We start from the raw sequence: 20812 nt of genomic DNA on the forward strand, positions 1-20812 counted from the left end.
CACTTCGCATTAGAGTCAGCTCTTTGTACCCGTCATTCTTATATAAGATGCAAACTATTCTCCAACTGAGGAATTGTCACCATTATCTTCGTTATGAATGTGCTCCTTATGAGAAGTAAGGTCATAATTTGAGGCAACTCGGAAAATCATATCTAACGTGATTTCATTTTCTTTAATTCCTCGAGCCTTACAGAGGCTATCTTGAAATGATTTGTTATATTCAATCATCATTAACAAGTCATTTATATCTGCAACACCGAACACTTCTTTTACAACATCTCCATATTTAAGTTGTGAGCCTGTTGCAAGTTTGATGATACCTTCCTCTGGGTTTTCTAAGTAATAGATCGTTTCTACGTTTAGTTCCATCGATAACACCCTTTCATAACATTTATTTATTCGTTTCGGATCTACTGCCTTTTCATTTTGATAATCATGCTTCATTTTGACACAGTGTGTAACAGGTTGGAAACATGACTGGCATTAGAGAAAGGAAATTTCACTGACAATATCTAAAAATCCTTGAAAGCTGAAATTGAGTGTAATATGATAGATAAAATAATATTATACCATACATATCGTATCCATCTTTATATTTAAAAGAAATGTATAGGAGTATAAGTGAAATAGTTTGAATATTTATAATTGTTTTCCTATTAATGAAGTCATTTTCAAAAAATGTCGTGTTGGTAAAGGTAATTCTCATTTACATCTAGTATTGGTCAAAACGAAGACTTTAATAAATATCTTTCGTAAAAGATTACGGCTAAAATCGTATTTACTTAAAACATCAATCTTTGTGAAAATAGTCTTCTTAAAGGTTATGGCAGTAAATCATTAAATGAATTTGAGTTCCTTTGCAAAACAACATTTATACGAAGATAGTCTTCTAAAAAAGAGGTAGGGGTTTCCTATGAATTATTTATTTGCAGAACAAACGAAAAGTTATAAATCATCAGCTGTACGGGATATTTTATCCGTGATTCAACAAGGGAATGTGATTTCTTTTGCTGGAGGATTACCTTCAGAAGATCTATTCCCTTTAGAAGACGTTCGTATTGCATATGAAAAAGTTTTCACCACGGGTAAATCTTCTTTACAATATGGGTTAACAGAAGGATACACTCCACTGAGAGAAGCAATTAATACGAAAATGGAAGCGAAAGGAATTGCTTCTTCAGTAGATAATTTGTTAGTAACAACTGGTTCCCAACAGGTAATTGACTTATTTTCAAGGGTTATGCTTTCCAAGGATGATGTAGTGTTAACTGAAGATCCAACATACCTATCAGCCTTACAGGTTTTTCGTTCTTCTGGTGCTAAGGTAGTGGCTGTTGATGGGGATGAACATGGAATGATGGATGATGATTTAGAAACAAAGATTAAAAAATATCAACCTAAGTTTGTTTATGTTATTCCAACATTCTCTAATCCAGATGGGAAGGTTTGGAGTGTAGAACGACGTCAACAACTTTACAACCTTTGTCATAAATATCATATCCTTATTCTAGAGGATGATCCATATGGGGATATCCAATTTCATGATGATGAGGAATACCCTCCAATAGCAACACTGGATCAGCAACAAAGTCATGTCGTATATACAAGTACATTCTCAAAGTCGGTCGTTCCTGCACTTAGAACAGGATGGGTAACAGGACCATCACAGGTGATAAAAATGATGACGCAAGCAAAACAAATGGCTGATTTACATTCAAGTTCAATTGACCAGCAAGCACTTTATTTTCTGCTGCGAGATTTTAATATTGATGGACATATTCAACGGTTAAGAATTGAATATTACCATCGAATGACGATCATGAAAGATTATTTGAATAAGGTTGAACCCGGATTATTTACATGGAAAGAGCCTAAAGGTGGTATGTTTTTATGGGTGGAAGGAACAAAGGACTTAAACACGGCAAAATTACTCAATAAAGCAGTAGAAAGAGGTGTTGCCTTTGTACCTGGAGCGCCATTTTACGTTGAACAGCCAGCATATCATACATTCCGACTAAACTTTAGCCATTCTACACCTGATAAAATAAAGCTAGGAATGGATCGTCTTGTAGAGGTATTATTAAGTCCAGTAACAGTTTAAAAATGACTATGTTCGTAGAATAATGTGATTAGCGGGAAACATCCCGTTATTTATACTTTAGGAGTGTGTATTAGGATGGATGTTTTTGAAGCGATAACGAAGAGAAGAAGTATTGGTGTTGTAAAACCAGATCCTGTTCCAGTGGAGTTGATAAATAGAATACTCGAATCTGGAACATGGGCCCCAGCTCACCATCGAACAGAACCATGGCGTTTTTATGTGTTAACAGGAGATGCGAGAAAGAAACTAGGGAAAACACTTTCTTCGATAGCTGAAAAGTCGCTTGAAGATCCAAACAGTGAAGAAAGTAAAGTGAAATTAGAAAAGGAAGAACTAAAACCATTAAGAGCACCAGTCATTATTGCTGTTGCTGTTGAACCGACCATTAACTCAAAGGTAATAGTAAAAGAAGAATACGCTGCAGTAAATGCAGCAATTCAAAATATGTTACTTGCCACTCATGCACTCGGTTTAGGTGCTGTATGGCGAACTGGAAACGTTTGTTATTCATCTGAAGTAAAACAACTATTTGATCTTGGGGATCAATCGGAAATGCTAGGCTTTCTTTATATCGGCTATCCTAATATGAAGGAACTTATAGGGAAAAGAAAACCTGTTTCAGAGGTAACAAAGTGGCTTGATCTTGAATCAGACTTTTCATAATAATGAGGTTCTATAAAGGTCGTTATGAGATATGGAGTGAAACACGGTGAGGAATGCTTACCGTGTTTTTTAACGTCCTAACAGAAAAACCAGTTGAATATGGGTTGCATTTTTCTTTAATATTTGGTTTAATTAATTGTTACTTTTTATCATAAATGACATAGAAGTAATAGACGCAAGTAAACATCTCTGTAAGTATATCTTGCAAATATAAATATAGAAGGTGAATGATAATGGAAAATAAACAATATCGGGTTTTGCTATATTACCATTACGTAACAATTGAAAATCCCGAAGAATACACGCAGCAACATTTAGAATACTGTAAAAGTCTTGGATTAAAAGGTAGAATTCTAATTGCCCATGAAGGAATTAATGGCACTGTATCAGGAACTATAGAGCAAACGGATCAATATATAACAGATATGAACAACGATCCTCGCTTTAAAGATATGGCGTTCAAAATAGATGAAGAAAATGAACATGCATTCAAAAAGATGCATGTTCGTTATAGACCAGAACTAGTTACCTTACGTCTAGAAGAAGATATAAATCCACTAGAGTTAACTGGTAAATATTATAGTCCAAAAGAGTTCTATGAAGCGATGCAGCAAGAAGATACGGTTGTCATTGATGCTAGAAATGATTATGAATATACATTAGGTCATTTTCGTAATGCGATCATGCCAGATATTAATACGTTTAAGGAATTACCTGAATGGATTCGTGAAAATCGTGAACAATTTGAAGGTAAAAAAATCTTAACGTACTGTACTGGTGGAGTTCGTTGTGAAAAATTCTCTGGTTGGTTACGTAAAGAAGGATTTGAAGATGTTGCACAACTACACGGTGGAATTGTAACATATGGTAAAGATCCAGAAGTACAAGGTGAACTATGGGATGGCCAATGCTACGTATTTGATGAAAGAATAAGCGTACCAGTAAATCAAGTAGATCCTGTCATAGTAGGTAGAGATCACTTTACAGGTGAACCGTGTGAGCGCTATGTGAATTGTGCGAATCCTGATTGCAATAAACAAATACTATGTTCTGAGGAAAATGAACATAAGTATTTACGTTCTTGCAGTGATGAATGTAGAGTAAACCCAAGAAATAGATATATAGTTGAACATGAATTAACTGATAAGCAAGTAGCGGAAAAATTGGGAGCATTAGTATAACAATACATGTGGAATATCTAACTACTTTCTATTTATTCGATAGATGATATATTCCGTTTGAAGCATCATAAACACGATAAATAATGGGGTAGCTAGATAAAGAAGTCGACGATGCCAATTTAAGTTATGTCTCATAACAATGCTAGAAGCAATAAAATTAGTTAATATAGATTGAAACATTTAGATCACCCTTTCTTAAAGTAATTTTCACTATCATTGTTAAAAATATACAAAAAATGAGTCCTTAAGGGCTCATTTTTTATTTAGAAGAAAAGAGGAGGTTTGAAAAGGATAATCATTTGCTATCAATCATACTCATTACTTCATTTATCTGTTTGTTTGAATTGGTTATTAGTTAATCTAATCATATGATTGTATTCGTTTTGATCAATAGTAAGCTATGATGTTTATGAACTTTAAATTATCTTACCACCCTCTTTGATTAAGGATCTTCTCTATAAGTTTGTTGATAGTAAGTCAAAAAATTGGTTACTAGATTTTTTTGTATAATTTGAAGCTAGTTTAAAAGAAATGGCTCGAAAAGAGCTCGAAGGCAAACATAAATACGTAAAGAAGTACTTGTTACGAAAAATAACAATTTTTGCGAAAACACCTTTGATTAAAATACTTTTCCAAAAGTATGCTTTCAGACCTGAATTAATCGTTTTCTTTATGAAAATAATCTTGATTTGTAATCCCTTCATAAAAAATACCCCTTCGTTTTTTTATCTTAAATAGCATGTGGAAATAGTCTATTTTGTAAGGAAAATTCCGCCGAATTTTTTGTGTAAGTAATAGACTTCATTCAGAGCCCGAAACTTAATGATTCTTACTTAAAAATGTAAGCGTTTTATAAATTAGAACCATTTTCTCGCTATTCATTGTTTTTCGTTTATGCTTGTATCTTTATTTACTATTGGTAAGGATTATCGACATCATGTTCTTTTCATTTCTTCTAGAACGCAAAAAGGACAGGGCTATTTATAACTTAAAACAACAATTAGTAGAAAAAAAACTAGTGAAACCAAAATGAAAGTAGGAGGTTAAGGTATGAAAGGTAAAAAACTATTTTGTGTGTTAACAACAGTAATGTTAATGATTGGAATATTAGACTACTCTTTGTTCAAAAATGAAGGGCTAGCAGCGGGCACAGAGAATCAAGTATTAGCTTTTCCTGGTGCTGAAGGGGGAGGGAAGTACACAAGTGGTGGACGTGGTTACGATGTTTATGAAGTGACATCGATCGAAGATTTTGGAAATGGAGAGGTACCAATTAAAGGTTCTCTTAGAGATGCGGTAAGTAAAGGGAATCGAACGATTGTCTTTCGTGTTTCAGGGACAATTCACTTAAAACAGCCATTAAAAATCAAACAAAAAAACATGACTATTGCTGGTCAAACTGCCCCAGGGGATGGAATTACTATTGCAGGATTTGGAACAGATATATCTGGATCTGAAAATATCATTATTCGCTATTTAAGATTTAGACCAGGTAGCGATAATATTGAGACAGAGCCAGATGCATTTGGTGGAAGAGATGTAAAAGATGCGATTATTGATCATATCTCTACAAGTTGGTCTGTAGATGAAACCTTATCTTTTTATAGAAATGAAAATACTACTTTGCAATGGAGTATGATCAGTGAGAGTTTATACATTTCTGGACATGCGAAAGGAAGACATGGTTATGGAGGAATTTGGGGTGGAGAGAATGCTACATTTTCTAATAACTTAATCGCAAGTCATGCTAGTCGTATGCCCGCACTTGGAAATACAGGGAATAAACTAAATCCAGTATCCAGTACAGATATGGTGAATAATGTTATATACAACTGGGGGTTTAATTCAACTTATGGAGGCAATAATCAGGAGAATAATATCATAAATAATTACTATAAACCAGGACCATCAACTTTTGAGGAGTTAAAAAAGCGAGTGATTAGCCCAGGTCAAGATGGTAAGCCAAGCTGGTTCTATATCGATGGAAACTACATGTATGGAAATAAATCCATTTCTAAAGATAATACTTTAGGGATAGAGGAAATCAAAAGTGGAACTGTTTTTTCTGATAAGCCTTACGATGTCTTTGGACATGATCAATTAACGATTAAAACAGCACAAGAGGCGTACGATGCAGTGTTGAAAAGGGCAGGAGCAATTTATCCACGAAGAGATGCGGTTGATGCGAGAATTGTTAACGATGTCAAGAATGGTACTGGTCGATTAATAAATAATGAATGGGAAGTTGGCGGATACCCGGAAATGAAGTCTGGGACAGCACCAACTGATAATGATCATGACGGAATAGCTGATAAGTGGGAAGAAGCAAATGGACTAAATTCAAGAGATCCAATGGATGGTAAGGAAATGACCGCATCAGGCTATACCAATTTAGAACAATATATAAATTCTCTTGTCAGTATGGATAGTGAAGCATTAAACCCAAATATTGAGCTTGTATCGCCTAAATTGAACAGTATCCATAAAGAGGGATCAACTGTAAAAATGAAAGTGAAATTAAAAGATAAACGTGATATATCAAAAGTAGAGTATTATAGCAATGATCAAAAAATAGGAGAAGTAGCTAATGGTCAATTCGACTTTGAGTGGAAAAATGCACCAGATGGGACTTGGTATATTTCAGCAAAAGCAATAGATAAAAAGGGGAATACAACCCAGACTACCTCGATGCAAGTTCATGTTAATAAGATGAAACAAACTGGAGATTGGACCTCAAAAGATATTGGGAACGTAATGATAAAAGGAAATACAACTCAGACGACTAAAGGACTTACAGTTAAAGGGGCAGGTCGAATTGATCAGAAAGCCGATGCTTTCCAGTTCGCTTACCGGGAGATAAAAGGAGATGCAGAGCTAATAGCAAGAATTGATTCGTTAACTAGAGTAGACAATAATGCTCTCTCAGGTTTAATGATCCGAGAAAGTTTGGCAAAGGATGCAGCCACGGCGATCATAAGTTCATCTATAGTAAAAGCAGATAAACAAGCAACACCATATTCAGTTCATTTTTCAACAAGACAGGAAAAAGGAATGCAGATGCTAGCACCAGGTAGTTATGATCGTCCAGAGGAAATTGGAGTGCCATCTTTAAATGGGACAACATTGCCTTACTGGCTTAAAATAGCAAGAGTTGATAATACGATAACTGGATATGCCTCAAAAGATGGTGAAGAATGGATAGAAGTTGGGAGACAATATATACAAATGCAAGACAGAGTGTATGTAGGATTTGCAGTAGATGCTGCTAAAAATTCTAGTCAAACGGTTAATTATAATACAGCAAGTTTTTCTAATATTTCGCTAAATGGAGAACTAAGTCACTAAGAAAATTAGATATAAAAAAAAGAACAACAAATTAACAGTATGAGGAGTATTTCGCAATACGAAGTGCTTCTTTTTTTTGCCGGTGTTTTATAGTTGAGCTAAAAGCAGGTATGTATAATCGCTCACCAGTTTGTCCTTTACCAAGGAATAATAAGAGTAAGTATACTGGGGTTAACAATATGCAGCAAATGAATAGAAAAGTGTCTAGTAAATTAAGGGAAATATGTTTATTGACATTAAATTTAGAAGAGCTTTATAATAAGTAATAATGTAAGCGTTTTAATAAAGACAGGAAGTGTTGCTAAACAATGAAACATAAACCAAAATACTTTTATCGTATCTTTCTACCATTTGTTTTAGTTGGAACGTTGGCAATGATCCTGTTTAATGGTTTTGCTTATTTTTTTGCTAAGGATTCATTTGAAGAAAAGATTACATTAGAGAAACAAGAAAATGTTGTTCAAACGATGAATACTCTAGAACAAAAGCTCCAGGCGTTAGATTATACCTTTAACTCCTATATTCACGATTCACCTTTTAAAGACTATATTAATCAATCTCTCACAGCAGCAAATTTTGATATTTATAATTCGATAGATAAGCAAATAAACTATATTTCGTCTTTTGGACCAAACCAAACAACTGTAGATTTAGTTAGTTTGCAAGGAAATTGGATCATAAATGAGTATGGATTGAAGCAACTTACAGATGCTGAAGAGAAAGAGATCACCTCTAAATACTTATCATTACCTCACTCATCTACTTGGTTTAAGGAAGACGAAATTGAAAATGAAATTAAACTAATTAAGCAAACACCTTTTTATCAGACTAATAAAAATGGCATTCTCATTATTCATATTCCATTGAAGTCCTTATCAAATCTAATTTATAAACAAGCTGAATCGAGTCCGATATATATTTATAATCAAGATGGTTCATTGGTCTATCAAAGCAATTCTTCTAAAGATAGTGCGATGAGTGATAAAACAATATCCAATCTAATCTCAGGTAATGTAGAACAAACTGGGGTCGTACAGGTCAATGATAAAGGAGAAGATAAGTATAAGGTAGCTTATTCTAAATCAGGTTATAATGGATGGATTTATCTATCTAAAATTGAGGATTCCGAATTCGCTCAAGCGATGAAACCAACCATTACTGGTACGATATTAATGAGTTTATTTATGTTAATTGTTACGTTTATTATTGCCTATTTAAGTTCTGATTACTTTTCAAAGCCAATACGGGAATTACAAAAATTTATTCCAAAAAGTCAAAAACAAGTCTATAAGGATGAATTTGAGATGATTGGAAGTTCTATTCGGGATGTACTTGATAAAAATCAGTCACTCGAACATATTGTGACGAGTCAGCACGAACAATTAAAAACACTATTTATGCTTAATCTTTTCCGGGGACGTATGAATGAACAAGAAATAACCGAACAGCTACGGGATTTTAATTATCAGGAAGAGTGGAATTACTTATATGTGTTGGCTATTCAATTTGATAGTTTAGAAAATAGCAAGTACACAAGAATGGATAAAGATGTATTATTATTTTCAATAAATAAAATTGTGTCTGGGATTATTGGTGAAAATGAACAACTTACTCCCACAGTCATTGATTCTAAAACACAAGCAACGATATTTATTACCCAGGAAGAAGATATCGATCAGCAAATATTCAAGATTAACCAGTATTCAGAAGAGATTCAAAGAACAGTGAAAGAGATTTTTAACCTCTCCATAAGTATTGGAATTAGTAGTCCTTTTAAAAATCTAACAGAAAGTAAACAAGCTCTTTCTGAAGGGGTTGATTCGCTAAAATACCGTTTAAAGGTCGGAAAGGAATCAATTATCTTTTATGAAACTGTAGCGGCTCTTTTTACTAACAATCAAATCAAAACATATTTTCCTAAAATATTAGAAAATCAATTGTTTGATGCAATTAAACTTGGGGAGAGTAAAAAGGCTAGAGTATCATTGCATCAATTGCTGGCAGAACTATTTAAAAACAATCAGAATCCTCATGAACTTGAAGTGAACATTATGCGTTTTTTAAACGATTTAATGGGTTTAATGCAAGAAATGGGTATGAATACATTAATAATTGAAGATAATCGGACCTTATACAATGCAATTTCGGAGATGAAAACGTCAGAGGAAATTGAGATGTTTTTAAAAGGTAAAATTGTTTATCCAATGATTGATAAGATTGCTGAACGAACAACTTCACAAAACAAATCGATATCAGATAAAATCACTCATATTATTCAAAATGAATTTGATACAGAGATTTCCCTAGAAATCATTGCATCACGACTGCATTATAATAAAAATTACTTAAGCAGTATATTCAAGAAGGAATTTAATCACTCATTTAGTGAATATTTAGCACTTTATCGATATGATATGGCAAAGAAATGGTTAAAAGAAACAAATATGTCCGTAAGAGAAATATCAGAAAAGCTCCAGTATAAAAACTCTCAAAATTTTATTCGATCCTTCCGAAAAATTGAAGGGACGACACCAGGGAGATATCGGGATAGTCATCGTGATGATAATTCCATATCGTTTTAAAGAAAAGATTGAGCAGGTAAAACAGGAGGCTGTTTACCTGCTCAATCTTTTTTGGCGTTCTAATTGATTCTTGTATGAGTATTGTAAACAGTAAAAAAAGCCAATATGTATGAAGGTAAAAGATAACCTCTAAAGACACATTGGCCTGCTCTATTGATATAACCACTTTACTTATGCTTTAACAGATCCGACAAAAGCTCCTTTTACAAAGTACTTTTGGAGGAATGGATATACGATAAGCATTGGAACTGTTGCCACAGTGATAACAGCCATTTTAATTGTTTGGGAAGGTGGGACAACATCAACAGATGTAGCATCCGCCTGCATACCACTTGAAACGATAACGATCTGACGTAATAACACTTGTATTGGCCACTTATTAGAATCATTTAAGTATAGAATTGCATTCATATACTCATTCCAGTAAGCAACAGCGTAGAATAGTGAGATTGTTGCTATAGATGGGAGTGATAATGGCAGGATAATTTTAAAGAAAATCATAATATCATTATATCCATCTACTTTTGCTGATTCTTCTAAACTATCAGGAATTGCTTGAAAGAAGTTTTTCATAATAATTAAGTTAAATGCATTTATTGCAATCGGTAGAATCAAAGCCCAGTATGTGTCGATCAAGCCCATATTTCTAACGACTAAATATGTAGGGATCATTCCACCACTAAATAGCATTGTAAAGACCACGGTAAAGTTTAGCGCCTTTCTTCCATATAGATACCTTCGCGATAATGAATAGGCCATGAAGGCGGTTAAAACCATACTTACTAATGTTCCTACCCCAGTTACCCCGATTGAAACAAGAAAGCTCTTAAAGATCGTTGGTGTAGAAAAAATATATTTATAGGCTTCTAAGGTAAATGTTGATGGGAATAGAATAAATGTTTTTTCTACGACTTCTTGAGTAGTTGCAAAGGAACTAGAAATAACGTTTATAAATGGTATTAAGCAAGCTAAAGAGATGACTAGCAAAATCGAGTAGTTAACAAAATTAAAAATACGATTACCTATTGATTTGTCTTGCATGTTTACCCCTCCATATAAATGTAATGTAGTGCTCTTTCCTTATAATTTCAATATATCAATCGGTAAGATGGTACGTCTATAATCATTTCTACATGTGTTTGCGTTCGATAAATGAGGGTGAGTATTTATGGTCAATCAAAAAATAAATCAAGGTGAATATGCAATAATCATTAACGTGAAAACGTAATCATTCAATCAGTTGAGGTGTAGTAAGCGCTTTCCTGGTGGTGTTATATGCCTTTTCTTACAGAATGATTGTAGACGTTATGCTGGTTATTCCTTTACATTTAGAAAGAACAAAAAAGCGGGCCAGGAAAATTGAAGGAGGTATTCAGTCGTGAAACAAACCATTCAAATTAAAAATCAGCAGGGATCATCATCTATTTTAGACAAGAAAACATTAAAGCTCGAAACGAGAAGAAAGAATATCGCCAGTATTGCCAGAAATAAATATCTATATATGATGATCCTACCAGGTCTCTTATATTTTATTATTTTCAAGTACTTTCCAATGGGTGGACTGATTATTGCCTTTCAGGATTATCAACCTTTCTTAGGAATATCTGGTAGCCCTTGGGTCGGCCTAAAACATTTTATCCGTCTATTTACAGAGCCTACGTTTTTAATGTTATTATCAAACACTCTCTTCTTATTTGCATTAAACCTTTTTATCTTTTTTCCAATACCGATTATCCTAGCATTGATGTTAAATGAAGTAAGGATGAAGATGTTTAAAAATGCTGTGCAAACAGTCATCTATATTCCACATTTTATGTCTTGGGTAATCATTGTATCGATTTCTTACGTCTTTTTAACAGTAGATGGTGGAGTAATTAATGAACTGATTGCCAAGGCAGGTGGAGAGAAACTAGATTTCTTAACTGATGGTGCCTGGACTAGAGCTATTTATATTATTCAAATCATCTGGAAGGAAATGGGTTGGTCAACGATTATCTATTTAGCAGCCGTCACTGCTGTAGACCCACAATTATATGAAGCAGCAAAAATTGATGGAGCAAATCGAATTCGCCAAATTTGGCATGTCACCCTACCGGCAATACGTCCAGTTATTATTATTTTGCTTATCTTAAAAATTGGTCAAACATTAGATTTAGGATTTGAGCATGTGTATCTATTATTAAATTCATTAAACCGTGAAGCTGTAGAAATTTTTGATACCTATGTTTACACAGCAGGTCTGAAAAATGGTCAATTGAGTTACAGTACTGCTGTTGGTTTGTTCAAAGGTCTTGTTGGATTGGTACTAGTAATCGGTGCCAATAAATTAGCGAAGAAGTTTGGCGAAGATGGATTATATTAAACGTTAAAATGATAGCGATGCCAATAAAATTGAAAGGAGGAAGTATATGTGGGGAAGATGGCTGAACGATTAAATGAAATGTGTATACGGATATTACAACTAGTCTATGTCAACATCTTATGGTGCTTATTTACCTTATTAGGGTTGGTTGTGTTTGGAATTGGTCCTGCAACAACGGCGATGTTTTCTATTCTAAGGCAGTGGGTTAGGGGGAATACAGATATACCGATTTTTCCAACATTTTGGAATGTGTATCGCTCCTCTTTCAAAGAAACGATGTTGATCGGTATTTTATATCTAGTAGTCGGTTGGATTCTATACGTTGACTTACTTTATGTTCAGTCATTTATGTTAAGGGCATTACTATTTGTGGCAAGCTTTTTCTACTTGGTTTCTATATGCTATATATTTCCGATTATTGCCCATTATGAATGGAAAAGTGTTTTCCTTAAACTAAAATGCTCTGTGCTATTTGGAATTTCTTACTTACAATATACGTTGTTTTTATTAATTGTTTTAGCTATTGTCTATTTTATTCTGTTCATGTACCCAGGGGTATTGACATTCTTTGGAGTCAGTATTGGGAGCTATATAATCATGTGGTCAACACATCAAGTGTTCACAAAGATAGAGACACAGGCAGGATTTAAAGAAACGACTAGCTAACATGATTATCATTAATTAAGGCTCTTTTTTAAAAAGTTTGTTAGTACTAAACCTAAAAAATCGTTCATTGGATTTTTTTCGTATAACTAGGAAGCTAATTTAAAAGAAAATGGCTGAATCATTTAAAAACAAGAGCCCGAAGACAAAATACAAAAAAGAAGTTTTTATTAAGAAAAACAACAATCTTTGCGAAAATAGCCATTATTAAAGGAGGTGAAAAAGTAGTAAGATTTTTTCTGAAAATCAGTAGTCTAGTAAAATATAAACTTAAACTATCAAAGGGGATGGGATTATGAAGAAATCAAGATTTGCTAAAATAGTAGCGGTTAATGTGCTTGTTGCCTCACAGCTTTTACTAGCAGCATGTTCGAATGATAAAGAGCAAGCGAGTGGTACGTCTGAAAAATATGATCCAGAATCTCATTTGGATGTTAATTGGACAGCGATCTTACATACGGCTTCACCACCTACAGAAGTTGTTCATACAAAAATTGAAGAAGCTACCAATGCAACGATTAAATTCAATTGGGTTCCAGATGCGTCAAAGGATGAACGTATTACTGCAGCGCTTGCTTCAGGGGAATTAACAGATATCGTTTCATTGACCATGCTAACTAATTCCTCTGTCAGACAATCCTTAAAATCAGGAATGTTCTGGGATGTAGGAGAGTATTTAGATGATTACGAAAATTTAAAGCTAATCTCTGAAGCGACTCGGACAGCTGCATCAATCGATGGGAAGTTATATGGCGTTCCTTTCCAAAAGAATTTAGCTCGATCAGGTTTAATCCTTCGTCAAGATTGGCTTGATAATGTGGGACTTAAAGCTCCAACAACATTAGATGAATTATATGAAGTGGCAAGAGCATTTACAGAAGACGATCCTGATGGAAATGGCAAGGATGATACAACTGGTTTTGGTGATAGAAGCGAATTACGATATGGTAGCTTCAAAACATTAAGCTCTTACTTTGGAACACCAAATGGGTGGGCCGTTGATGAAGATGGGAAGTTCACTCCTGAATTTGAAACCCAAGCTTATAAAGATACGATGAATTTTTCGAAAAAGTTATATGACAATGGTTACATGGCAAAAGATTTTGCTGTTACAGCTAAGACTGATCAACAACAAAAATTCGCACAAGGTAAAACAGGAATTTATACAGGCATGGTGGATATTAAGAACTTAAGAACCATGGCTGAAGGAATTCAGGATGAGATGGAGTTAATTCCGGTCAATAAAATTGCAGGTCCAGACGGTGAGCATCATATTTGGTCTGAAAATAGTGGAGTTGGTGGCCTTCTAGCATTCCCTAAATCAGAAGTGAAAAATGAAGCAGAATTAAAGAGGGTCTTACAATTTATAAATGACTTAATTGACGAAGAAGTATTTATGCTGATGACAGGTGGAATTGAAGGAACACATTATGAAATAGATGAAAATGGATCATTTTTGATACTTGATAATGCTTTATGGCAAAAGGACACTCAACCATTCTCAAGCTCAAGACCTAGTGAAATCACACATAATCTAGTTGATGCAGATCCTAAGAAACAATTATCAAATGAATTAATCGAAGAAAATGCAGAATTCGCCGTCCTAGACCCGACTGTACCACTTGATTCGGCAACTGCTAATGAGCGAGGAACGGAGCTAGAAAAAATCATTATTGATGCTACGTTTAAATATATTATGGGTGAAATGGATGAAGCTGGTTTCGATTCTGAAGTAGAAAAATGGAAAGCATCTGGCGGAGATGATATGGCAAAGGAATACGAAGAAGCGTACAAAGCTACTAAATAGTAATCGTTAAAGTGTAAGCCAATCTAATTAAGTGATTAATAGAAAGTCCTTTCCTTATTCTTCTTGTCAAAAAGAATGACGAAGAAAGGGCTTTTCTTTACATAATGCTGTTATAAAACATGATCTTAAAGGAGAGAAATCAATGGAAAATGTGATAAAAAACCCAATTCTACCTGGATTTAATCCAGATCCTTGTATCGTACGTGCTGGGGAAGATTACTATATCGTGACGTCTACATTTGAATGGTACCCAGGTGTTCCAGTCTATCATTCTAAGGATTTGCAAAACTGGGAATACTTAACGAATTGTTTAACTGATCATATTAACTTTAGAGGGAATCCAGATTCATGTAGTGTTTGGGCACCAGCTTTAAGCTATCATGATGGTGTTTTTTATTTAGTCTACACAGATATGAAAAGGAGCAAGTATCCATTCAAAGATGCCCATAACTATCTTGTTACAGCAACAGATATCAAGGGACCTTGGTCAGAACCAATATTCATGAATAGCGGGAATTTTGATCCATCCTTATTTCATGATGAAGACGGTAGGAAATGGTTCTTAAATATTCATTGGGATTATCGGATTGAAGGGAGAAATAAATCTGCTGGAATTGTCATGCAGGAGTTCTCTCCAGAAGAGAATAAGCTAGTTGGTCAAATTCATAAAGTCTTTGATGGCACCGAATTAAGGAAAACGGAAGCCCCTCATATCTATAAACAAAATGGCTATTATTATTTGATTACAGCAGAAGGAGGAACAGGAAAAAGTCATGCCGTCACTATAGCAAGATCAAAGGAAATAACAGGGCCTTACGAAGTAGATCCACAGAATCCGATGTTAACGTCTGCACACGACGAAGGATTGCCTTTACAAAAAGCTGGTCATGGTAGTCTTGTTTGTACACAAACAAATGAATGGTTTATGGCACATTTATGTAGTCGTCCTGTTAATGGGAAGTACTCAATACTTGGTCGGGAAACAGCACTACAAAGAGTTGAATGGACAGAGGATGGATGGTTAAGACTCGAATGCGGTGGTAATGAAGCACAAGTAGAAGTGAAGGCACCGAAACTGCCTCCACATCCCTTCCCAGCAGATGAAAATGAACACGATGATTTTACAAGTGAAACATTACATAAGACCTGGAATACCCTACGAATCGCGCCAGATGAATCCTGGTGTTCATTATCTGAACGGAAGGGACATCTGCGAATCAAAGGTGGGGAATCAATTCATTCCCTACATGAACAACATCTACTAGCTAGAAGACAGCAGCATTTTAATTGTGAAGTAGAGACAGCACTCGAATTTGAACCAGAAACCTTTTTGCAAATGGCTGGTCTAGTCCTTTATTACAATACCGATAACTATGTCTATTTCTATCTTTCTCATGATGAAGATATGGGGAAGTGTCTCAATATGATGAGATGTGTATGGGGTGAATTTGAACATTTGGATATGCGGATCTCAATAATAGATTCAAAGGTTTGTAAATTAAAAGCGACGATTAAAGATGATCATGCCCAGTTTTCTTTCGCTTGTGATCGAAATGAGTGGAGAGAGATAAATGATTCGATCAGTATTGCCCATCTCTCTGATGAAGGGAATGGATTCACAGGGAATTTTGTTGGCATTTGTGTTCAAGATATGCAAGGTACGAGGAAGCACGCTGACTTTGACTATTTTAACTATACAGCTAAATAAAAATGTGAGGGGTTGTGAAAAAATGGAGACAAAAACACTTAACTGGTCACAAAGAATGATTGATTCAGTTATGATTCGAAAGCCACTATTGTCTGCTGGAGTACAAAATGATAAATGGTCATATGATTATGGTGTTGTCTTAAAAGGTACCGAGCTTGTGTGGAGGAAAACAGGTGATATGAGGTATTTTGATTATATAAAAGAAAACATGGATGCTTTTGTTGATGATGATGGAAATATTCGTGAGTATGATATCAACCTCTTTAACATAGACCATATCAATAACGGGAAAGTACTACTCACTTTATATAAAGAAACTGGTGAGTTGAAATATAAAAAAGCAGTAGATCTCTTAAGGAAGCAATTGCAATCCCATCCACGAACGACAGATGGTGTATTCTGGCATAAAAAAGTTTACCCTTCGCAAATTTGGCTTGATGGATTATTTATGGGTGCTCCTTTTTATGCGGAGTATGTGAAGGAATTTGGGGTGGAAGAGGAATTTGCTGATATTACAAGACAATATTTATTATCTGTAAAACATACACAAGATGATGAGACAGGTCTTCTCTACCATGCCTATGATGAGAAGAAGATACAACCATGGTGCAACCCAGAAACAGGTCAATCAAAAAATTTCTGGGGAAGGTCGATGGGGTGGTATGTAATGGGGCTTGTCGATACTCTTTCCTTTCTACCAGAAACACATCAAGATCGTGATCAATTAATTACCATACTAAACGAAATCCTACTTGCGTTAAGAAATGTTCAAGATGAAGAAACAGGTGTTTGGTTTCAAGTACTAGACAAAGGTGATAGAAAAGGAAATTACTTAGAAGCTTCTTCATCCTGCATGATTTTGTATGCGATTGCCAAAGGTGTGAGGCTAGAATACCTTGACAATGAATGGCAACAAGTTGCAGATCGTGTCTATAAATCGATTATAAATGAATTCATCACAGTAACAGAAGATGAGTTAGTAAACTTAAATAAAACCTGCCAAGTAGCCGGATTAGGTGGAGGAGACAAGCGCGATGGCACGTTTGAATATTATATTAGTGAACCAATTATAACCAATGATTTAAAAGGAATTGGTGCTTTTATATTAGCGACTGCAGAAATAGAAAATAACTAAACGTAACAGAGAGGGTAGGGACAATATGGACTTAACAATCACATCTAGTATATATGATATAAAACAATTTGGAGCGGTTAGTGACGGAAAAACAATCAATACAAAAGCAATTGCACGAGCAATAGAGGCATGTATTGAAGCTGGAGGAGGCACAGTTTATGTCCCAGCAGGTTGCTACCTAACTGGCTCGATACGGTTAAATAGCAATGTGAATTTATACTTAGAAGCAGGCTCTACGCTACTATTTAGTCAAGATATTAACGAATACCCAGTTGTTCACTCTCGCTGGGAAGGTGTTAAGAGTGACGTTTATGCATCCTGTATTTATGCAGAAAATGGTGAAAATATTTCAGTAACAGGGTTTGGGACTCTAAATGGAAATGGACAATTTTGGTGGGATCTTTTCCGAAAGAATGAACACAAATATCCACGACCAAAACTAGTAAGCTTTGATACATGTAAACATGTATTATTATCCGGAGTGAAAATGATTGATTCACCAAGCTGGACAGTTAATCCAATTTGCTGCGAAGACATAACAATCCATAATATTACGATAATAAATCCAAGTCACTCTCCAAATACAGACGGCATTGATCCTGAATCTTGTCGAAATGTCCGTATCTCTGATTGCCATATTGATGTCGGTGATGATTGTATCGCCATTAAAGCAGGAACAAAGGATACAGCAGTACGCGTCCCATGTGAAAATATAACAATTACAAACTGCACGATGATTCATGGTCATGGTGGAGTCGTAATCGGTAGTGAAATGAGTGGAGATATTCGCAATGTGACTGTAAGTAATTGTGTATTCGAAGGGACTGACCGTGGGATCCGCCTAAAATCACGACGTGGACGAGGTGGTGTTGTTGAAGATATTCGCGTAAGTAATATCGTCATGAAGGGAGTGATTTGCCCTTTTATCGCCAATCTCTACTACTTTTGTGGGCCTCGTGGTAAAGAAAAATATGTATGGGATAAAAATCCATACCCTGTAACAGACGAAACACCATCTTTCAGACGAATTCACTTTTCTAATATTACTGCTCGTGAAGTCAGTGCAGCAGCAGGATTCTTATACGGTCTTGCTGAGATGTACGTAGAAGATGTTAGCTTTGACAATGTATCTGTAGCAATGGCAGATGATGCAGAACCTGGCATGCCAGCGATGATGTCTGAACTTGAGCCAATGAAACAGCGTGGTTTCTACTGCGGTAATGTAACAGGAGTAAGCTTTAATCGGGTAACAGTAAGTAATCATCAAGGGCCAGCATTTTATGTTGAGAATGGTCATGATATTGAATTTATTCAGTGTAAATCTAAAAAACCTAGAACGAAAGATCCTATGGTTATGTTAAATAACGTAACGACAAATACGCAGTAAAGTAAAAATCAGGAAAATGGTGAAGCCATAATGAGAACAGTAGAAGAAAAAAGACAAAAACTATTTGAACTACTTGGAGATTTACCAGAAATTTCTGATGAAGTAGCTGTAAAAAAGGTAAAAGAAATAGATAAAGGTACGTTTATATTAGAAGTCTTATTATTGGATCTAAATGGAATGAACCTAGTTCCAGCTTATTTTGCCCGACCAAAAGATCACGCCGGAAGACTACCGGTAGTGTTATTTAACCATTCTCATGGTGGGAATTATCATATAGGGAAGACCGAGTTACTTTTCAGTAGTGAGTATCTGCAAAACCCCTCCTATGCCGAAGAATTGACTTCAAGAGGTTATGGGGTTTTGTGTATTGATATGTGGGGATTTGGTGAACGAAGAGGTAAGTCTGAAAGTGAAATTTTTAAAGAAATGCTGTGGAAAGGTCAAGTCATGTGGGGCATGATGATTTTTGATAACATGCGTGCGATCGATTACTTACAGACAAGAGAAGATGTTGATGTGACTAGAATTGCGACATTAGGGATGTCAATGGGAGGGTTGATGGCTTGGTGGCTGTCTGCCCTTGATGAACGAATAAAAGTATGTGTGGATATATGTGGTCAGGTAGACGCTGAGACACTGGTTAACAATAGAGGTTTAGATCATCACGGATTCTATTCCTATGTACCGAGTTTATTAAAACATTTTCGGACATCAGACATTCAAGAGCTAATTGCTCCCCGTCCCCATCTAAGTGCAGTAGGGACAGAGGACCGACTTACTCCCTTTGCTGGTTTAACGATTATTGATGAAGCATTGAAGGAAAAATATAGACAAGAAGAATACCAAGATAATTGGAAAATGATTCAATACCTTTGTGGACATATCGAAACAGCGGGGATGCGTGAAGAAATCTGCACGTTTCTTCAAAAAAAATTGTAGGTGAAAGCGATGATTGTAGCGAAAGATGGCAGTGGTGATTTTAAGACAATACAGGATGCTGTTAATAGTATCCCGGAAACTAATTCTAAACGAATAACGATAACGATAACTGATGGAGTATACAAAGAAAAGCTGATTATCAATAAACCTTTTGTATCTCTACAAGGAACTGCAAAAGAAAAAGTGAAAGTTACATTTTCAGACTTTGCAAAAAAGCCTTTAAAAAATGGTGAAACTATGGGGACATTCTCCTCGTATAGTACGCTTATAATAGGAGACCATTTTATTGCAAAAAATATAACCTTTGAAAATAATGCTGGTTGTGGCACTGTTGTTGGTCAAGCGGTAGCAGTCTATGTTGATGCTGATAAGCTTTTGTTTGACAATTGCGCGTTTCTTGGTAGTCAAGATACATTATTTACAGGACCCTTGCCACCAAAGCCAATAGAAGGAAACAGCTTTGGTGGGCCTAGAGATGGGCTAAAAAGAAAAGCGGGTAGAAGTTATTTTAGGAATTGTTTTCTTGAAGGTGACGTTGATTTTATTTTTGGTTCTGCTACATCGGTATTTGAAAATTGTGAGATATATAGCTTGGATCGCCAAAGCGATATCAATGGCTATATTACCGCAGCATCAACCCCAATCAATGAAAAATATGGCTATGTCTTTATCAATTCAAGGCTAACTAGTCATGCAAAAGCAAATTCTGTTTACTTGGGAAGGCCATGGCGAGATTATGCAAAGACAGCTTTTATTAATTGTTGGATGGATGAGCATATAAAAGTAGAGGGCTGGGACAACTGGGATAAACTAGATGCAGAAAAAACAACTAGCTATGTTGAATATAATAGCTATGGTCCTGGTGGAAATATGATGAACCGAGTGCAATGGGCAAAAATCCTTAACAAGGAAGAAGTCAAAGAATATACAATAAAGACT

The 20812-nt window shown here is 35.2% G+C and carries 15 protein-coding genes and 1 pseudogene; 13 read left to right on the forward strand and 3 right to left on the reverse strand.

The window, feature by feature from the left end; all coding sequences use genetic code 11:
* Nucleotides 1-54 precede the first annotated feature (54 nt).
* The gene (locus AC6CHR_RS13105) at nucleotides 55-444 is read right to left on the reverse strand and encodes a hypothetical protein (protein WP_498249335.1); all 390 of its coding nucleotides are present in this window, start codon (nucleotides 442-444) and stop codon (nucleotides 55-57) included.
* A 469-nt stretch (nucleotides 445-913) separates the two neighbouring features.
* On the opposite strand from AC6CHR_RS13105, the gene AC6CHR_RS13110 reads away from it, so the two are divergent.
* From AC6CHR_RS13110 to trhO, 3 genes are all read left to right on the forward strand, one after another.
* Nucleotides 914-2101 carry an aminotransferase-like domain-containing protein gene (locus tag AC6CHR_RS13110; RefSeq protein ID WP_498249336.1) on the forward strand — a complete coding sequence of 396 codons (1188 nt, stop codon included), beginning with the start codon at nucleotides 914-916 and terminating at the stop codon, nucleotides 2099-2101.
* 75 nt (nucleotides 2102-2176) lie between these two features.
* Nucleotides 2177-2764 carry a nitroreductase family protein gene (locus AC6CHR_RS13115; protein WP_498249337.1) on the forward strand — a complete coding sequence of 196 codons (588 nt, stop codon included), beginning with the start codon at nucleotides 2177-2179 and terminating at the stop codon, nucleotides 2762-2764.
* Nucleotides 2765-2997: 233 nt separating this feature from the next.
* Nucleotides 2998-3945: an oxygen-dependent tRNA uridine(34) hydroxylase TrhO gene (gene trhO, locus AC6CHR_RS13120; protein WP_498249338.1), complete on the forward strand. Its 948-nt coding sequence runs from the start codon at nucleotides 2998-3000 to the stop codon at nucleotides 3943-3945.
* Nucleotides 3946-3966: 21 nt separating this feature from the next.
* Here the strand turns inward: trhO and AC6CHR_RS13125 are convergent, their stop codons facing one another.
* Nucleotides 3967-4125: a hypothetical protein gene (locus tag AC6CHR_RS13125; RefSeq protein ID WP_498249339.1), complete on the reverse strand. Its 159-nt coding sequence runs from the start codon at nucleotides 4123-4125 to the stop codon at nucleotides 3967-3969.
* 870 nt (nucleotides 4126-4995) lie between these two features.
* Here AC6CHR_RS13125 and AC6CHR_RS13130 point away from each other — a divergent pair.
* On the forward strand, nucleotides 4996-7290 hold the full coding sequence (locus AC6CHR_RS13130; protein WP_498249340.1) for an Ig-like domain-containing protein: 2295 nt from the start codon (nucleotides 4996-4998) through the stop codon (nucleotides 7288-7290).
* 308 nt (nucleotides 7291-7598) lie between these two features.
* Nucleotides 7599-9872, forward strand: a complete 2274-nt coding sequence (locus tag AC6CHR_RS13135) for a helix-turn-helix domain-containing protein (protein WP_498249342.1) — start codon at nucleotides 7599-7601, stop codon at nucleotides 9870-9872.
* A 171-nt stretch (nucleotides 9873-10043) separates the two neighbouring features.
* Here the strand turns inward: AC6CHR_RS13135 and AC6CHR_RS13140 are convergent, their stop codons facing one another.
* Nucleotides 10044-10913 (reverse strand): carbohydrate ABC transporter permease, encoded by an 870-nt coding sequence (locus tag AC6CHR_RS13140; protein WP_498249344.1) that lies wholly within the window; start codon nucleotides 10911-10913, stop codon nucleotides 10044-10046.
* Nucleotides 10914-11373: 460 nt separating this feature from the next.
* On the opposite strand from AC6CHR_RS13140, the gene AC6CHR_RS13145 reads away from it, so the two are divergent.
* From AC6CHR_RS13145 to AC6CHR_RS13180, 8 genes and pseudogenes are all read left to right on the forward strand, one after another.
* Nucleotides 11374-12234: an ABC transporter permease gene (locus tag AC6CHR_RS13145; RefSeq protein WP_498249437.1), complete on the forward strand. Its 861-nt coding sequence runs from the start codon at nucleotides 11374-11376 to the stop codon at nucleotides 12232-12234.
* Between the two features lie 57 nt (nucleotides 12235-12291).
* Nucleotides 12292-12900, forward strand: a complete 609-nt coding sequence (locus tag AC6CHR_RS13150; protein WP_498249438.1) for a YesL family protein — start codon at nucleotides 12292-12294, stop codon at nucleotides 12898-12900.
* A gap of 292 nt (nucleotides 12901-13192) precedes the next feature.
* Nucleotides 13193-14704 carry an extracellular solute-binding protein gene (locus AC6CHR_RS13155; RefSeq protein ID WP_498249346.1) on the forward strand — a complete coding sequence of 504 codons (1512 nt, stop codon included), beginning with the start codon at nucleotides 13193-13195 and terminating at the stop codon, nucleotides 14702-14704.
* Nucleotides 14705-14846: 142 nt separating this feature from the next.
* Complete coding sequence (locus AC6CHR_RS13160; RefSeq protein WP_498249347.1) at nucleotides 14847-16412, forward strand: glycoside hydrolase family 43 protein; 1566 nt, start codon at nucleotides 14847-14849, stop codon at nucleotides 16410-16412.
* A gap of 22 nt (nucleotides 16413-16434) precedes the next feature.
* Nucleotides 16435-17547, forward strand: coding sequence for a glycoside hydrolase family 88/105 protein (locus AC6CHR_RS13165; RefSeq protein WP_498249349.1), 1113 nt, complete (start codon nucleotides 16435-16437; stop codon nucleotides 17545-17547).
* Nucleotides 17548-17572: 25 nt separating this feature from the next.
* Nucleotides 17573-18934, forward strand: coding sequence for a glycoside hydrolase family 28 protein (locus tag AC6CHR_RS13170; RefSeq protein ID WP_498249351.1), 1362 nt, complete (start codon nucleotides 17573-17575; stop codon nucleotides 18932-18934).
* Nucleotides 18935-18964: 30 nt separating this feature from the next.
* Nucleotides 18965-19873, forward strand: a complete 909-nt coding sequence (locus tag AC6CHR_RS13175) for a dienelactone hydrolase family protein (RefSeq protein WP_498249353.1) — start codon at nucleotides 18965-18967, stop codon at nucleotides 19871-19873.
* Between the two features lie 9 nt (nucleotides 19874-19882).
* A pseudogene (locus tag AC6CHR_RS13180) lies at nucleotides 19883-20809 on the forward strand (pectinesterase family protein); the annotation flags it as partial.
* Nucleotides 20810-20812 lie beyond the last annotated feature (3 nt).

Source organism: Metabacillus sp. GQ13, from assembly GCF_059758525.1.

Bases quoted from the DNA above. Each gene is read 5' to 3' on its own strand.
- AC6CHR_RS13105 (WP_498249335.1), bottom strand. From the start codon at position 444: ATGAAGCATGATTATCAAAATGAAAAGGCAGTAGATCCGAAACGAATA.
- AC6CHR_RS13110 (WP_498249336.1), top strand. From the start codon at position 914: ATGAATTATTTATTTGCAGAACAAACGAAAAGTTATAAATCATCAGCT.
- AC6CHR_RS13115 (WP_498249337.1), top strand. From the start codon at position 2,177: ATGGATGTTTTTGAAGCGATAACGAAGAGAAGAAGTATTGGTGTTGTA.
- trhO (WP_498249338.1), top strand. From the start codon at position 2,998: ATGGAAAATAAACAATATCGGGTTTTGCTATATTACCATTACGTAACA.
- AC6CHR_RS13125 (WP_498249339.1), bottom strand. From the start codon at position 4,125: ATGTTTCAATCTATATTAACTAATTTTATTGCTTCTAGCATTGTTATG.
- AC6CHR_RS13130 (WP_498249340.1), top strand. From the start codon at position 4,996: ATGAAAGGTAAAAAACTATTTTGTGTGTTAACAACAGTAATGTTAATG.
- AC6CHR_RS13135 (WP_498249342.1), top strand. From the start codon at position 7,599: ATGAAACATAAACCAAAATACTTTTATCGTATCTTTCTACCATTTGTT.
- AC6CHR_RS13140 (WP_498249344.1), bottom strand. From the start codon at position 10,913: ATGCAAGACAAATCAATAGGTAATCGTATTTTTAATTTTGTTAACTAC.
- AC6CHR_RS13145 (WP_498249437.1), top strand. From the start codon at position 11,374: ATGATGATCCTACCAGGTCTCTTATATTTTATTATTTTCAAGTACTTT.
- AC6CHR_RS13150 (WP_498249438.1), top strand. From the start codon at position 12,292: ATGGCTGAACGATTAAATGAAATGTGTATACGGATATTACAACTAGTC.
- AC6CHR_RS13155 (WP_498249346.1), top strand. From the start codon at position 13,193: ATGAAGAAATCAAGATTTGCTAAAATAGTAGCGGTTAATGTGCTTGTT.
- AC6CHR_RS13160 (WP_498249347.1), top strand. From the start codon at position 14,847: ATGGAAAATGTGATAAAAAACCCAATTCTACCTGGATTTAATCCAGAT.
- AC6CHR_RS13165 (WP_498249349.1), top strand. From the start codon at position 16,435: ATGGAGACAAAAACACTTAACTGGTCACAAAGAATGATTGATTCAGTT.
- AC6CHR_RS13170 (WP_498249351.1), top strand. From the start codon at position 17,573: ATGGACTTAACAATCACATCTAGTATATATGATATAAAACAATTTGGA.
- AC6CHR_RS13175 (WP_498249353.1), top strand. From the start codon at position 18,965: ATGAGAACAGTAGAAGAAAAAAGACAAAAACTATTTGAACTACTTGGA.